Source organism: Microcoleus sp. S13_C3, assembly GCF_036700905.1.
Lineage (GTDB): Bacteria > Cyanobacteriota > Cyanobacteriia > Cyanobacteriales > Microcoleaceae > Microcoleus.
The window spans coordinates 1-14370 of record NZ_JAUBPT010000190.1; the positions used below are offsets into that span (position 1 = coordinate 1).

15 protein-coding genes and 1 tRNA gene are annotated in these 14370 nt (G+C 45.6%); 3 read left to right on the top strand and 13 right to left on the bottom strand.

Features of this window, described 5'->3' with window-relative positions; genetic code table 11:
• A partial coding sequence (locus QUA16_RS32055) for an Ig-like domain-containing protein (protein ID WP_333108330.1) occupies positions 1–2013 on the top strand: 2013 nt, incomplete at its 5' end.
• A gap of 63 nt (positions 2014–2076) precedes the next feature.
• On the opposite strand, the gene QUA16_RS32060 is transcribed toward QUA16_RS32055, so the two are convergent.
• The 3 genes from QUA16_RS32060 to moaC form a co-directional block, all read right to left on the bottom strand.
• On the bottom strand, positions 2077–2379 hold the full coding sequence (locus tag QUA16_RS32060; protein WP_333108332.1) for a DUF3181 family protein: 303 nt from the start codon (positions 2377–2379) through the stop codon (positions 2077–2079).
• A 64-nt stretch (positions 2380–2443) separates the two neighbouring features.
• Positions 2444–2701, bottom strand: coding sequence for a 2TM domain-containing protein (locus QUA16_RS32065; RefSeq protein WP_333108334.1), 258 nt, complete (start codon positions 2699–2701; stop codon positions 2444–2446).
• Positions 2702–2789: 88 nt separating this feature from the next.
• Positions 2790–3311 carry a cyclic pyranopterin monophosphate synthase MoaC gene (moaC, locus tag QUA16_RS32070; RefSeq protein ID WP_333108335.1) on the bottom strand — a complete coding sequence of 174 codons (522 nt, stop codon included), beginning with the start codon at positions 3309–3311 and terminating at the stop codon, positions 2790–2792.
• A gap of 78 nt (positions 3312–3389) precedes the next feature.
• Between moaC and QUA16_RS32075 the strand changes: the two genes are divergently transcribed.
• Positions 3390–3463 (top strand) — tRNA-Arg (locus QUA16_RS32075).
• Between the two features lie 545 nt (positions 3464–4008).
• Here the strand turns inward: QUA16_RS32075 and QUA16_RS32080 are convergent.
• From QUA16_RS32080 to QUA16_RS32095, 4 genes are all read right to left on the bottom strand, one after another.
• Positions 4009–4155 carry a hypothetical protein gene (locus tag QUA16_RS32080; RefSeq protein WP_333181638.1) on the bottom strand — a complete coding sequence of 49 codons (147 nt, stop codon included), beginning with the start codon at positions 4153–4155 and terminating at the stop codon, positions 4009–4011.
• Positions 4156–4195: 40 nt separating this feature from the next.
• Positions 4196–5440 carry an MFS transporter gene (locus QUA16_RS32085; protein ID WP_333108346.1) on the bottom strand — a complete coding sequence of 415 codons (1245 nt, stop codon included), beginning with the start codon at positions 5438–5440 and terminating at the stop codon, positions 4196–4198.
• 186 nt (positions 5441–5626) lie between these two features.
• Positions 5627–6814: a glycosyltransferase family 4 protein gene (locus QUA16_RS32090; protein WP_333108336.1), complete on the bottom strand. Its 1188-nt coding sequence runs from the start codon at positions 6812–6814 to the stop codon at positions 5627–5629.
• Positions 6815–7065: 251 nt separating this feature from the next.
• Positions 7066–8790 (bottom strand): DUF2079 domain-containing protein, encoded by a 1725-nt coding sequence (locus QUA16_RS32095; protein WP_333237354.1) that lies wholly within the window; start codon positions 8788–8790, stop codon positions 7066–7068.
• A gap of 53 nt (positions 8791–8843) precedes the next feature.
• On the opposite strand from QUA16_RS32095, the gene QUA16_RS32100 reads away from it, so the two are divergent.
• Positions 8844–10082, top strand: a complete 1239-nt coding sequence (locus QUA16_RS32100; RefSeq protein ID WP_333108339.1) for a histidine kinase — start codon at positions 8844–8846, stop codon at positions 10080–10082.
• A gap of 66 nt (positions 10083–10148) precedes the next feature.
• Here the strand turns inward: QUA16_RS32100 and QUA16_RS32105 are convergent, their stop codons facing one another.
• The 6 genes from QUA16_RS32105 to QUA16_RS32130 form a co-directional block, all read right to left on the bottom strand.
• Positions 10149–10412, bottom strand: a complete 264-nt coding sequence (locus QUA16_RS32105) for a hypothetical protein (protein ID WP_333108340.1) — start codon at positions 10410–10412, stop codon at positions 10149–10151.
• On the bottom strand, positions 10390–11592 hold the full coding sequence (locus QUA16_RS32110) for a transposase (protein WP_333108341.1): 1203 nt from the start codon (positions 11590–11592) through the stop codon (positions 10390–10392). Before QUA16_RS32110 ends, QUA16_RS32105 begins: the two co-directional genes overlap by 23 nt.
• Positions 11495–12112 carry an IS607 family transposase gene (locus tag QUA16_RS32115; RefSeq protein WP_333108343.1) on the bottom strand — a complete coding sequence of 206 codons (618 nt, stop codon included), beginning with the start codon at positions 12110–12112 and terminating at the stop codon, positions 11495–11497. The genes QUA16_RS32110 and QUA16_RS32115 overlap by 98 nt, the downstream gene beginning before the upstream one ends.
• 95 nt (positions 12113–12207) lie before the next feature.
• Positions 12208–12612 carry an 8-oxo-dGTP diphosphatase MutT gene (gene mutT, locus QUA16_RS32120; protein WP_333108344.1) on the bottom strand — a complete coding sequence of 135 codons (405 nt, stop codon included), beginning with the start codon at positions 12610–12612 and terminating at the stop codon, positions 12208–12210.
• Positions 12613–12813: 201 nt separating this feature from the next.
• On the bottom strand, positions 12814–13113 hold the full coding sequence (locus QUA16_RS32125) for a transposase (RefSeq protein WP_333108347.1): 300 nt from the start codon (positions 13111–13113) through the stop codon (positions 12814–12816).
• A gap of 471 nt (positions 13114–13584) precedes the next feature.
• Positions 13585–13959 (bottom strand): hypothetical protein, encoded by a 375-nt coding sequence (locus QUA16_RS32130; RefSeq protein WP_333108345.1) that lies wholly within the window; start codon positions 13957–13959, stop codon positions 13585–13587.
• Positions 13960–14370 lie beyond the last annotated feature (411 nt).

Sequence of the window (14370 nt, forward strand, 5' to 3'; positions counted from 1 at the left end):
AAAGGCGCGATCGCGGGTAAGGCAGAACCGAACAGTACCGTGAACATCTTACAAGGCACCACGCCTTTGGGTACTGCTACGGCAGATGCTTCGGGAAACTGGACATTTACCCCCCCGACAGCTTTAGCCGATGGCACTTATGCCTTCACTGCTACAGCTAAGGATGCTGCGGGTAATATTTCTGGGGCTTCAACTCCAGTTAATCTCATCGTAGACACTGTTGCACCCACAGTACCCACCATTACAACAGCCGCTGGCACAACAGCCACTGGCACTCCGACTGTGACGGGAACTGCCGAAGCTAATAGTACCGTTAACATTTTACAAGGCACGACTGCACTAGGTACTGCCACAGCGGATGCCTCTGGGAATTGGACATTTACCCCTGCTACGGCTTTAACTGATGGCACTTATGCCTTCACTGCGACAGCTAAGGATGCGGCGGGTAATACTTCTACTGCTTCTACGCCAGTTAATTTAATTGTAAATACTGCACCAACTCCTACACCGACTCGATCGGAAACACCGACTCCATCGGTAACGCCAACACCAACTCCATCGGTAACGCCAATTCCATCAGTCACACCAACTCCATCAGTAACACCAACTCCAATTCCGACACCAACTCAAAACAACTTCGACTATAATTCTTCCCCCAACGGCGTTACCCAAAACTTCAGCAACATCCCTCAACCCCTTACAGTCATTGGTAGTCCCTTTAATGACAACTTCATCGGTACAAACAACCCAGACAATCTCAGTGGTGGCGGTGGTGATGACATCCTTGATGGTGGCGGTGGTAACAACACTCTCACCGGAGGATTGGGTAATGACACCTTCATTTTTAGTCCTGTTCCTGGTACTGTCGGTGGACAAAACCTAATTTCAGACTTCACCTCTGGAGAAGATAAATTACAAATTGATGCTGCTTTTGGTTTCACCTCACCTGAACAAGTAATCGCCGCATTACAATCTACCCCCTCCGGTTTAGTATTAAACTTAGGGAATGGTCAAACCATCTCTCTCAAAGCCACTTCTCTATTACCAAGCGACATCGTTATCTTCGGTAATCTCACACCGACTCCCACATCAACAACTAATAACATCCCAGACGATAGCTGCATTTGTGACCAAATTGCCTATCCCAACTTAAACCAACCCAATGCAGTTGAAAACACCATACTTGGTGTATCGGGAATTCAAATAGGCACTGCCCAAAACGAGGAATTTCTCGGCACTAACAACGGCAATATATTCGATGCCAAATCCGGGAATGACAACTTATATGGTGGTGCCAGCAATGACATCTTTAATGGCAACCAAGGCAACGACTTCATCGCCGGAGGCAAAGGTGACGACATCCTCTATGGAGATCAAGGAAACGACATCGTTCTTGGCGAATTGGGCAACGATTTAATCTTCGGAGGCAAAGGCAATGACTCCCTCAATGGCCGCGAAGGTAATGACATCATTCTTGGTGATAAAGATGATGATTTCATCGATGGTGGTAAGGATAATGACGTTTTATATGGAGGCAAAGGTAACGACATAATGCTTGGTAGTCTAGGTGATGACTCCCTGTTTGGACAGTTAGGTTCCGATACCATCTGCGGCGGTGTAGGTAATGATTTTATCAGCGGTAACGAAGCAGCAGATATTCTGGGAGGATGTGAAGGAAATGATACCCTGTACGGGGGCGAAGATAACGATACTCTCACTGGTTGTCAAGGTGATGATATTCTTTACGGAGACTTGGGCAATGATAGTTTGATTGGCGGTAGCGGTAACGATATCTTTGCCTTAACAACTGGTCAAGGATTTGATATTATCGCTGATTTTACCATCGGTCAAGACTTGATTGGATTAAGCGGAGGTTTGAGTTTTAGCCAGTTAGCAATAACTCAAAATACTCAGGGAACTCTCATCAAAAATGTCTTGACAGGAGAGGAGTTAGGTGTGATGCTTGGAGTGAGTGCCAATGCGATTACATCCGCTAATTTCCGGTTGATTTAGGAAATCAAGAAAAGCGCGATCGCCCTTCGGTACAAAAAGACCAAAAAAGGCGATCGCCCTTTACTACATCTTCCGCTGAAATTCCTCAAGCACATCCATCAACTGAACTTGACACTGCATCGGAATCAAATCTGCCAGCGGCACTTCCCGCTTGCCGCCGCCCAACTTGACTGGAATTCCTTGCAAAACTTGTGCAACTTTGTCAGCATCTAACTTCCCATCTTCCAGCATCGAATAAAGTTGTTGGGCAACAACGGTATGCAGGTGGGCATCATTGAGATACAAATGCCACTTGGCAATATCAATGTAGACATTTTCGCCGATTTCGGCTGCTAAGGATTCGATCGCCTGTGTAGTATTAGCCATATCAAAAAAGCCGAAAGTTATTTGTTATCAATCAAAAGACTTAACAAATCGCCGCCAACTGCCTTTAGCCAGAATCTTTGGTGAGGGGCGAATAATCGGCGATCGCAAAATGGTAAATCGCGTGGGCCAAAACTACTAGAGTCCATCCACCCGTTACCGAAATTGCCCAAGGCCAATCAGCTTTTTGCAAATTGTGAACAAACCACAAACCAGAATTGGTAGCAGAAAAAAGACCGACGTGGATAGCAAAATTCATCCGGTCATCTAAACGGCGGTACTCTGGATCGTTGCGATCGGGTTTGCGGGGCCAACGAGGAGGCATAGTTTTTCACTTGATATTAGTAGTTCAGTGCCTATTTTAATCATAAGTGCAGCTTTTTGAATGCTGCATCCCTCTTTCGGCATGAAACTTATGCCTCTACATTTTCATAGTCCCCTGACTTGCCGCCACTTTTACTCACCAGGCGAATCGATTCAATGGCGATCGACTTTTCCAATCCTTTCGCCATATCATACAAAGTCAGCGCCGCCACCGAAACCGCCGTCAGCGCCTCCATTTCCACCCCTGTTTCCGCCTTAATTTTCACCGTCGCCCGAATTTGATACCCCGGCAACTCAGCATCCGGCATCACCTGCACCTCCACGCTACTCAGCGGCAGAGGGTGACACAGAGGAATCAAATGTGCAGTCTGTTTCGCCGCCATAATTCCAGCCAGCCTTGCAGTACCCAACACATCACCTTTCGGCGCATTCCCCGCTTCAATCGCCGCAAACGTCTCCGGCAGCATCCGCACCCGGCCAGCAGCCACAGCTTGCCGCACAGTGGGTACCTTCGCCGAAACGTCCACCATTTGGGCTTCCCCGCTGTTGTCGAGGTGAGTTAGCTGTGTGCGATCGGGCAATTTAGAAAAAGTTTGCGAAAGGTCTTGCATTATTTTGGTAATGGTGTTAATGTTAGATTCTGTGAGAAAAGAACTTAATCAATTTTAGATTAAATCTGAACTCAACAGGGGCTTGTAGCTTAGTTGGATAGAGTGCATGGCTACGAACCATGAGGTCGGGGGTTCGAATCCCTCCAAGCCCATTTAAAAACGTTATAAGCTGTGAGTTCTGAGTTCTGAGTTTTGAGTTTTGAATTAAGAAATTAATTCAACTCACGACTTAAAACTCAGAACTTTTTTAATTTGTGCCTTTTACAGAAAACTCACTCTTTGTGGAACAGGCATCTTGCCTGTTTGTCAGAATGCTGCGCGGGAACAAAAACCCGGTTTCTGCCTCAATATCTGTCGCATAGATTCACGATTTTTGGGAGAAACCGGGTTTTTTGGTAAGTCCCATGATTGCCGATACTTTTTTGCTAACATTTGCTAACAAATACATAAGTTGAGATCATATCTCTAACCTTGCGCGTATCAACCGAGGCCCGTAGAATTTTCTACAAGCACTTATATTCTTGCCTTCAGCTTGGTTATCGCTTACAGCTATTAGCCAATCTGATTATTTGCTTTGATAATGTAGAGGCAACTTATTTATATAGCGGTTGCATACTACCAAGGTTTTTCACCTACATCTGAGTGGCTAAATTCATTCTATATGACATGAAGACCCGAACGCAAATGTAAGTGATTGTTAGCAAATGTCAGAAAAAGTCTTACTTTTAATCAACCTCTTCCTTCTTGCTTCTGTAATAAGCTGTTCGGCATTTAAAGGACTTGCGTAAGGTGCGTCAGCATCTAAGGTTTTCCGTTTCAGCGTAAGGGTTCGCTTCTGACGCACCCTACTAGCCTCGTTACTGGTTTAAATGCTCCACAGCTTATCATCGATTCAAGGCATAAACATCTTTGCCTCGACCGATCGCAAATTTCATCGAATTAGACAAGCCCTTGCTAGACTGAGTAATAAAAATCAGCAAAGCCAAGCCAGCGAGGCCAGCCGCAAAACCAAACATATTTCTGTAGCCAACTTGTTCAGCCACAAAGCCTAAAGTCGGCCCCGCAATCGCAATACCCAAATCAAATCCGCCAATACAAAGCGAAAACAAGCGGCCTCTTTCATGAGGTTCGCACCTGTCAGACATCAGCGTTACCATCATCGGCAAAACCGTACCGCCCGCGCAACCTTCAACCAAAGCTGCCATTAAAAAAGCACTGCTGTTTTTAGCAGAATACAACAATAACATAGATACGGCATAACAGATTAAGCCGCCAGAAATAAACAAGCCGCGGCCGTATTTGTCCGAAGCCCGTCCCGTGACTAACCGCATACCGAAACTGGCGATAGCCGCCGTAGAATAAAATAATCCCGGATTCAAATTAGCCTTCGTTTCTTGGATAAACAAAGGCATAAAAGTGCTCAAAGTTCCAAATACTAAACCAACGACCAATAACACTAAAGCCGGAATCCGCACTCTCGGATTCCAGAGCATTTCCCAGTATTTTTGGCTATTTTTGTCCTCAGATAGCGAGTGCGATTTTGTTAAATCTGCCAAATTAGGTTCCGCAATTTTGCAGGTAAAAAATACAGCCATTGCAGCGAAAGCCGCCGACATCGCAAACAAAGGAGTATAACCAACCCAAGCTTGCACAAACCCGCCAATAGCAGGCCCAACTGCTAGACCAATAGGATTCACCAAGCTCATGTTACCGATTAATTCGCCCCGCTTTCCTGGTGGCGACAAATCTGTTACCAAAGCGCTGTAAGCTGTAGTAAAAGCGGCGATGCTAAGGCCGTGAAAAACGCGAATAAGTAAGAGTAAGGGGATAGATTGAGCTAACAGGTAGCCCAAAGGGGCGATCGCAGCGACTGACGCACCTAGAAGCAAAACTTGTTTTCGCCCCCTGCTGTCGGCTATTTTGCCCAATTGTGGCCTCGATAGCAAAAGTCCGATCGCAAATGCACCCATCACAAAGCCAATTTGCTGTTTTGTGCCGCCCACAAATTGAACGTACAGCGGCAAAGTTGGCAGTAGCGAAGCCAAACTCGACCAGAATAGCAGGCCTGCGGTGAATAAAATCAGTAAGCTGCGTCTGGGTTGGGGATCGATTTCCCTAAAAATATTCAAGATGCTAATTCCCTTTAAATCTTCCGAGTGCACTCAAAGTAAGTTCGAGTGTCTCTATCATTGTGTTACAAATTCTTAAGATTTGCACCAAAAAAGTTGATATTCGACTCACTGTCAACTGTCAACCGTCAACCGTCAACCGTCAACTGTCAACCGTCAACCGTCAACCGTCAACCGTCAACATTCTTACCAATCAACCTCAGCCCTTTCCTCCACCACCCGTTCATAAACCCACTGGGTTTCTATCGCCAACTTAGGCCAACTAAACCGGCGTTCCAAATCCTGATAAGCATTGTCAACCAACCACTGCGCGTAACCCGGATTTTTCAAAACCTCCAAAATTCCCCAGGCCAAAGAATCCCGATTGTTTGCCTCAGTAACAACGCCAGTTTTAGTGTGCAACACCACCTCTGGAAGTCCGCCCGCATCCGAAACCACCACAGGCACTCTTGCAGCAAAGCTTTCTAACGCTACAATCCCAAAAGGTTCGTAAAGACTGGGGAAAACCGCGCAGTCAGCCACCGTCTGGAATTTGTCAAGATGTTCCTCAAACATGAACCCAGTAAAATAACACTTATTCCAAATTCCTAAATGCCAAGCTAAATGTTTGAGATGGTCTGTATTGCCGCCACCAACAATTACAATTTTCGCTTTCCCCCCCATTTCCCAAATTACTTTAGGTGCAGCATTCAAAAATACACCAATGCCTTTTTCATAACTAATTCTTCCTACATAATAGACAATTTTCTCATCATCAGCAGCAAAATGGCGGCGGAAATCCATCGCGTCAAATTCGTGCCATCGGGGCTTTTTATCTGGTCTAATTCCGTTGTAAATCACCTCTATTTTGTTCCACGGAGTCGATAGTACCCGTTCGGCTTCCCGCCGCATATAATCACTGCAAACAATTACCCGCCAAGCGTTGTAAGCGAGGTCGTTTTCCTTGGCGTTAATGTAGCGCTGCCCGTCATTGTGGATGCCGTTGAAGCGCCCGTATTCCGTGGCGTGGATGGTGGCAATTAGCGGTACTTTAAAGGTATGCTTGAGGGCGATCGCCGCATCTCCCACTAACCAATCGTGAGCGTGGATGATATCAAAGGGGCCTTCCTCAAGCATCAGTTTGCCGCCTTGGTGGCCCATGCTTTGGTTGAGGTTCGCCACCCAGTGAAAAAAGTCCCTAGCGTGCCCCACCACCACCCGATGCACACGTATTCCTTCCACCACTTCGTACATCGGCGCGTGGCCGAACTCTACTGTAATTAAGTGAATTTCGTGCCCCAGCTTCACCAATTCTGGATATAGTTCCGATACGTGGCGGGCGATACCGCCTACGATTCTGGGAGGAAACTCCCATGCCAATACCAAAATTTTCATCTTTCTCCCCTCCAAAGCTTTTATATATCTTAATGTTTAGGATTAACAGATTTATTGTATAATCATCAACCTTAATTTTGAGTCGATCGCAAGTTGATGCCCAATGCCTGACTTTTGGCAGCAACAAAGACAGAAAATCATGCCTCAACCTGGTTTTGGCAGGAAATTGCTCGATCGCCATTACCTGAAAAAAACAGGTTTCCTCAAGATTTGAGCCACTGAGGGCAGAAATGGCGATCGTGGCTATCGGCTTACCCTTTCTTCAAAATCGGCTCCAATTCGCCGCGAAAACGGGTCCAAGCAGCAACCGATGCAGAATTAGAAACAGCACCCTGACGCATCAAAATCGCACCGTCTTCAAAGCCAACAATTCCGTACTCTCCAGATTTGGACATTCGATCGATCGCTGGTACGATCTCCCGCAACTGTCCCCGTTCCGTGCGAAACGCAGCCTGATACTGCTGCAACTGCCACATATCGGCAATTACATATTGCATCTTCACTGCCTGCCCTGCATCATTGCGGAGTTCCAACATCGGAAACCGGAGAATTTCCCGCCTGCTTGACAAAATCGGCACAATAGTATTCGTCGCTGCCACGCTAGCATCCGCAGGAATTTGAGCCAATAGCGGCCGCACTTGCAAAACGTGCTGCCATTGTCTGACGAGAGGAACCTGCACCCAAGGATCGATCGCATCGGGCAAAATCAAAGAAAAAGTCCGATTTGGGTTAGAAGTGAAGGTAAAAAATAGCGACAAGCAGATGCAAAACGCCCAAAAGCGGCGAAATTTTGAAGATGAAGGCAGAGGAAATAAAGCAGAAGGAAAACGCAAAAACATTCTTTCCTCTCTCACCATTCTATCCTCTTCCTTTTGACGCTGGGCCCACCACAGAATCGCCCCATAAAAAAGCCCGGGAACCACAGTCATCGCATAGCGAATATTAATCGCCAGCACCGACTCTCCTTTCGCTAAAAATAGCTTCAGCAGCGGAAATCCAGCTATCATCCAAGACGCAGGCGCGAAAGCTGGAACCAAAGCTAATGGCAACCACTGGCCAAGCAGGTATTTAATCTTACCAAAAAACGGCGTAAATAACTGAGCCACCAACCGCCAGGGATTGCTCACCATTCCCCAAATAATTTCTAGAGTAGAAGCTTCATCTCCCTCGGCATATTGACCGAAGCGCTCCATCATAAACCGCTGGGATATATCAGCAGAAAACAAAGGCATAATCAGATTGGTCAGGACGATCATATAACCAAAACTGAGTATGCAGACTGCTAAACCAGTCCTCGGGTAGCGCCGGCTCAAAATCAGGTAAACTCCGACGCCAAATAAAACAACTCCCCCATCTTCTCGCACGGCCAAAATTAAAGTTGCCAGAATCCCAAACAAGGGCCACCAGCGCTTCTCCATCGCCAGCAGCAAGCCAAAGACATACAGCGGGATTTGACAAATATCGTGAAAATTGCCCAAAGTCGGGCCGATGACCGCGTTAGCGCAGTAATAGCTCACAACAATTGTCGCCGACAGCTTTGGTTCCAGATAGTGTCTGGCGAGAGCATAGAGCACTCCTCCAGCCGCCGTAATTAAAGTCACCTGCAACACAGTCAGAGTGACGGGCGAGGGAAACAGCGAGTAAATTGGCAGCCACAGCATCAGCGCCGGCGTGAAATGCTGCCCCAACCGGTAGTAAGATACCTCCGGGAGCTGGTTTTGGTGAACCACATTAGTGGACAACGCCGAAGAGAGGGAACTCTCAAACAAGTGACCCCGAGTGCCGTTCCAAAAAAGTTGATTGAAAATGCCTTGGTCGTAAGTAGCGTAAAAGCTGTAGTAGCGGTGCAGCGTCAGCAACAGGCACAGCACAAAAAAGGCGGCCGCCACTTGAACCACCACCCGCAGCGACTCATTTTTCTTCCATCTCAAAAATATCATCTGCCCGCTTGTAATGAAATTATCGGACAATAGCATAAATCTAAAGTAAGTATTAAATTAAAGTAGAAGTGAAATAACTCGGCTCGGCAATGCTCAATTATTTTCACCCGATCGAAAAGCTCAACAGCGTCCATCCAACACCAGACACCAGCGATACCGACTGTTCTCCCGAACAGCCGGCCAATTCCGCACCGCTTTTACAGCTTTTGCTGTTTGTAGACAAGCGTTCATCTTCCAGGGAACAGACCAGACACATCCGCAAGTCCCTAAAGGATTTGAAGGCAGAGTGCGACTTTGAGCTTCAAATCATCGACGTAGGAGAACAGCCCGATTTAGCCGAACACTTTAAACTTGTAGCCACTCCCTCGCTGCTCAAAATTCATCCAGATCCGCGACAAACTCTCGCCGGCAGCAATTTAATCGCCCAACTCGAACACTGGTGGCCCCGGTGGAAGCGTTCTGTAGAAGAATACGCAGCTCAGCAACAGTCGGCCCCAGCTATTCCTGGAACCCTGACTGACTCAAAACCCATCTATTCCGTTGCTTGCGCGGCCGAACTTGTGCAGCTTTCCGATGAAGTTTTTCGCCTCAAACAGGAAAAAGAACACCTGCAAGAGCAGTTGCAGTTGAAAGACCGGATTATTGCGATGCTAGCTCACGACTTGCGTAATCCCTTGACAGCCGCATCTTTGGCTTTGGAGACTTTGGAGTCAAGTCAGAAGGTGAAAGAGGGGGAAAAGTCGCGTTTGACACCGAGTCTGGCGGCTCATTTGATGAAACAAGCCCGCCGCCAAATCCGAATTGTCGATCGTATGATTACAGATATCCTGCAAGCAGCCCGGGGTACAAACGCTCAACTCCACATTGAACCAAAAAGAATCGAACTGGGGGCGATTTGTCAAGAGGTAATCTTGCAGTTTCAAGACAAATTTCAGGCGAAAAGTCTGAACTTAGAAACAGACATTCCCGCAGATTTGCCCTTGGTTTATGCCGATCCCGATCGCATCAAACAAGTCATAGTCAACCTGCTTGACAACGCCAGCAAGTACACCCCAGACCGAGGAACTGTTAATCTTTCAATTCTCCACCGCACCGCTTACAAAGTTCAAGTCAGTATTTGCAACAGCGGGCCGGGAATTCCTGAAGAAGATTGCGCGAGCATTTTTGAAGACAGCTTTCGCTTGCAGCGAGATAAATCAACAGACGGTTACGGCATTGGACTGTCTCTGTGTCAAGGCATCATCCGCGCCCACTACGGTCAAATTTGGGTAGACTCTGTACCCGATAGAGGCAGTTGTTTTCACTTTACTCTGCCCGTCCAAAAATAAAAGTTAGCTGTCAGTTGTCAGTTGTCCGTTGTCAGTTGTCAGTTGTCAGTTGTCAGTTGTCAGTTGTCAGTTGTCAGTTGTCCGTTGTCCGTTGTCCGTTGTCAGTTGTCCGTTGTCCGTTGTCAGTTGTCCGTTGTCAGTTGTCAGTTGTCCGTTGTCCGTTGTCCGTTGTCCGTTGTCAGTTGTCCGTTGTCCGTTGTCAGTTGTCCGTTGTCCGTAGCAACCGAATTTGATATTACAGCAACCGCGCCCGACGGTGAGGATGTTCTTAATTCCTAAAACCCTTGTGGAAGATGGCTTCTTGCTTCTACTTCTGGTATACAGATACATTTAACCCGGTAAATCCCGGACGCTCGCCAGGAATAACCGTGTATGGCAAGACAGAGAAAGCAGCAAGCTCTCCTGTCAAGGAGGTATCTCTCAAAGCTTTCAACAAAATATTGAAAGCGCCATTTTTATCCCTTTCCAGGGTATGTCCGCATTCTGGACATTTAAAAACTTTAGACCCGCTCAATTTAGTATGGATATGTCCACATTTTGAGCAAGTTTTAGATGTATACTCTTCCGTTACGTCTACTACAACACCACCATGCTTGGTAGCTTGATGCTTCAACATTTGTTTAAAACGATAATGACTCAACGTGACCATCGCTCTAGCCGTTTTAGTCGCCAACCTGCGTTGGCCTTTTTTGACCATTTGTTGTGTCTCAAAGGTTGGCAAGAAAATTAACTTGTACTTGCTTGTCAGATATTTAGCAGCTTTTTTATGCAATTCATTGACCAAGTTTTTAATCTTGATCCTGATTGGGGCTGCTGATTTTCGCAGGCAATACCTTAGTCGCTTGAACTCTCTCCCTTTACTTACTCCAATACGGGACATTAATTTGTCTAGATGCCTTGCTAGGCGATAGATACGACCGATATCGTTTTTTCCTATTTCGATGAAGTCACTACCATCAAAACCAGTAAGAAAAGTTCTGACACCCGGATCTAGCGCGACAACCAAATCACTCTCAATTGGCTTTATTTTTGGTGCATCAATTGCATAGCAAATAAACCATTGCCTGTTAATCAAGCTAAGTGTTGGTTCGTGTTGCATTACCTCGATAATAGGTTCCGATGACTTGAATGTTAGTTCCTTAGTAGAAAGTGGGTAAAAAGTTCCTAGCTTCCAATTGGACGTTTGAAATCGGATAGTCCCAGATGCGTCGAAACGGCTTCTAAATTTTGCCGTTCCTTTTGTTTTTTTAGCTGCTTTGTGTGCTTCAAAAGCCTGAAATACTGCCATTTGGCGCGGATTGTAAGGTTGTTCAGACACCCAACTAGGGGCTGAGTCCATTATTTTCTTCCTTAAGTCATACTTACCAATTTTTTCGTCTTTCAGGATAGCAATTGCTTGATTGTAACACCATCTACTTGCTGCAATCCAAGTCCTCCACTTCGCTGCTAGCTTGGTTTCCGGGTAAACTCGAATCTTCTTTGATAGCAGATTTGTATTTTCGCAAACCATAGAGTCGGCAGCTAAAGACGTGGATGATGGCAAGGATATCTTCAACCATTTCTCGTTCTGGAGACAGCTCGTTTCTACTGAGAACCATGAGTTGGCAATTGTTTTGCTCGCAGATCCATTTGATAAGATCGCCACCAAACCGGCACAGTCTGTCTTGGTGTCCCACCACAACTGTTGAGATGTCTCCTGACATGACTTGTCCCAGAAGGGCAAGAAGCGATTTTCTTTTGAAGTTGAGTCCGCCTCCGATGTCTTTGAAGACTTTGGCTTGCGGATAGAGGCTTTGGAGGTAGCTGACTTGCCTGTCGAGGTCTTCGCGCTGTTTATAGCTACTGACCCTGGCGTAGATAGCTGTAATTCGGTCATGTCCGGTTCCGAGAACGCTGTCGATGTCGTAGCGTCGCTGGTTAGAGGGAGTTCTGATTGCTGATATTTTGTCGGCAAGCTCCCAGTTTCTAAGGGTTTTGTCTGAGACTTGCAAGATTTTGCAAGCTTCTCGTGGTGTGACATATCTGGTCATCGCTAGGTGGTATTTTTTGTTCTCCAACCATAGTACCAGGTTTTACAATGATTTACCCGAATCTTCTATAAAATCGGTTACTTTGTGTCAACAGTTCAACTTGAACGCAGTGCAGCAATAATCTGTTCGTTTGCTTTGGGAAAAGTAAATTGGTCAATTTCGTCGAGTGTCACCCAGCGAATTTCCTCGCATTCGATCGTTTGCGGTTCCCCGCTGACGTGGCGGCAGTGGTGCACGTATAGTCTAACTGTAAATTTAGTGTAGTCGTGGTCAATCGTAATCAAGCGATCGCCAACTTCTACGACAATCCCCAACTCCTCCATAATTTCCCGTTTTATGCAAGCTTCGATCGTTTCCCCAGGCTCTATTTTTCCGCCCGGAAACTCCCAGAAACCCCCGTGCAGTCCATGTTGTCGGCGCTTGTCAATCAAAATTTGTTGGCGATCGTTCCAGATGGCAGCAACGCCGATAACTTTGTGGGCAACAGGAGAAACAGACATATTAGTTAGGAATGGGGAATGGGGAATTGGGAATGGGGAATTCAACAATACTCCGGACAGTTTTTAAGCAGCCAGAGTACCATAAGACAAGACTGAAGGAGGATGAGGATGATTTAAAATCAAATCTGGGTCTAAATCTAACTTGTCAATAAAGGTACAAAGTAGGTGTTTATTGAATTCCCGATGTTTATAAGAGGCCATTTAAAACACAAAAGACTTGGTAGAGGAATGACAACTGGAGAGTTGATGTTTGGCTAAATTTAAGGCAATAAGACTGGCATTAAAATGAAAATTAAGCCGTGGTAAATGACGAGCTTGACAATCAGACAATCCCGTAAATTGCTTGGCCTCACGAAAAATAAATTCACTCTGGAAACGCGCCTGATAATATTCAACAATTTGTTCGGGAGGTAGGTGAACATCCGTGCTAAATAATAAAGCATTTGTGATTGTCCCGTTGGCTTGAACCTCAGAGATACAAGCTTTCGCTAATTTGGCAATTTAAACAACAACTCGCCTACTACCAATGTATATCATGAAACTCCCGGTTTTATTTATTTAACAAATTTAAGACGACTCAAATCATGGCAGTCAACCTTGCCATCATATTTACGATGGGCTCCCACTTTTTTTTGTTCACCTGTATAGAGATATAGCCTTTCGATCTCTCATATGAGGTACTCATGGGCATAGGGCATAGGGCATAGGGCATAGGGCATAGGGCATAGGGCATAGGGCATAGGGCATAGGGCATAGGGCATACCTCACCACGCTTGAGAACCGCTATAGCGTAAGTTAGCATCAACTCGATCGCTTACCAATAAAGTTTAAATTTAACTCCCGCACAGCCTCCCAGAATTTAGAGCGGTAGTAATAGCCATGAGCCACCAAATAACGTACAGAACTTGGGAAGAAATAACGAGTATTCTTCAAATGTTGTGCATAGTCATCAACTCTTGTGATATCAAGCTTTTAACTTTGAGGATCCGGTTTTTTGCGACTTTTTTTTAAGTGGTTATTCTTCGGATTTGGTGGCATTTTTTTCACCGACTTTATTTGAGGGCGTGAGGTAGTTTGCTGTACGCTTAAGCTATAAGATAAACGACTCTCAATTTCGTCGAAAATATAAATAACATAAATTTCCAACCCCTGTTCCGATTTACCAGCTACACCCTTATAAAAATAAGCTTTGCCGTCAGTTTTTTTGCCCCTTTTTATTAAAAAAGAACAATCAATAACAGCAATGACTGTGTGTTCAGGATTCAAGGCACGTTCGAGGAAATATTGATTAAATTCTGGAAAGTTAAAGCTTTTGAGAAAGTGAGGACGGTAGGTTTTTTCGCTCAAATAACTATAACGACTGAGATTCGTGAAGTTGACCAAGCCAAAGGACGAGCAAAATCGTTGAAAATAAAGTGACTAAAAACTTCTTTTGGGGTTGACTAATCCCCGGCATTTGTTGTAAGATGGATTCAATAATCTTCCTAATGCAATCTGAAGAGCTTGTGTGTTTTTATAGCTTATTTTATAGCTTAACCTAAAATAGCGCATTTTTTTCTGTCCATTTTGGGTTCAGATTGCACTCACTTTTTTCGCTTCTGTGCTTTATTGCGTAAGCGTTGCTTGCCAAAGGCATCGCATCCCTCTTTAAAAACAGTCCGGAGTAATGGATTAAGTGAAAATATAGCGGTTCTCAAGCGTGGTGAGGTATGCCCTATGCCCTATGCCCTATGCCCTATGCCCTATGCCCTATGCCCT

Bases quoted from the DNA above. Each gene is read 5' to 3' on its own strand.
- QUA16_RS32060 (WP_333108332.1), bottom strand. From the start codon at position 2,379: ATGGCTAATACTACACAGGCGATCGAATCCTTAGCAGCCGAAATCGGC.
- QUA16_RS32065 (WP_333108334.1), bottom strand. From the start codon at position 2,701: ATGCCTCCTCGTTGGCCCCGCAAACCCGATCGCAACGATCCAGAGTAC.
- moaC (WP_333108335.1), bottom strand. From the start codon at position 3,311: ATGCAAGACCTTTCGCAAACTTTTTCTAAATTGCCCGATCGCACACAG.
- QUA16_RS32090 (WP_333108336.1), bottom strand. From the start codon at position 6,814: ATGAAAATTTTGGTATTGGCATGGGAGTTTCCTCCCAGAATCGTAGGC.
- QUA16_RS32095 (WP_333237354.1), bottom strand. From the start codon at position 8,790: ATGCTATTGTCCGATAATTTCATTACAAGCGGGCAGATGATATTTTTG.
- QUA16_RS32100 (WP_333108339.1), top strand. From the start codon at position 8,844: ATGCTCAATTATTTTCACCCGATCGAAAAGCTCAACAGCGTCCATCCA.
- QUA16_RS32105 (WP_333108340.1), bottom strand. From the start codon at position 10,412: ATGTATCTGTATACCAGAAGTAGAAGCAAGAAGCCATCTTCCACAAGG.
- QUA16_RS32110 (WP_333108341.1), bottom strand. From the start codon at position 11,592: ATGGTTTGCGAAAATACAAATCTGCTATCAAAGAAGATTCGAGTTTAC.
- QUA16_RS32115 (WP_333108343.1), bottom strand. From the start codon at position 12,112: ATGACCAGATATGTCACACCACGAGAAGCTTGCAAAATCTTGCAAGTC.
- mutT (WP_333108344.1), bottom strand. From the start codon at position 12,612: ATGTCTGTTTCTCCTGTTGCCCACAAAGTTATCGGCGTTGCTGCCATC.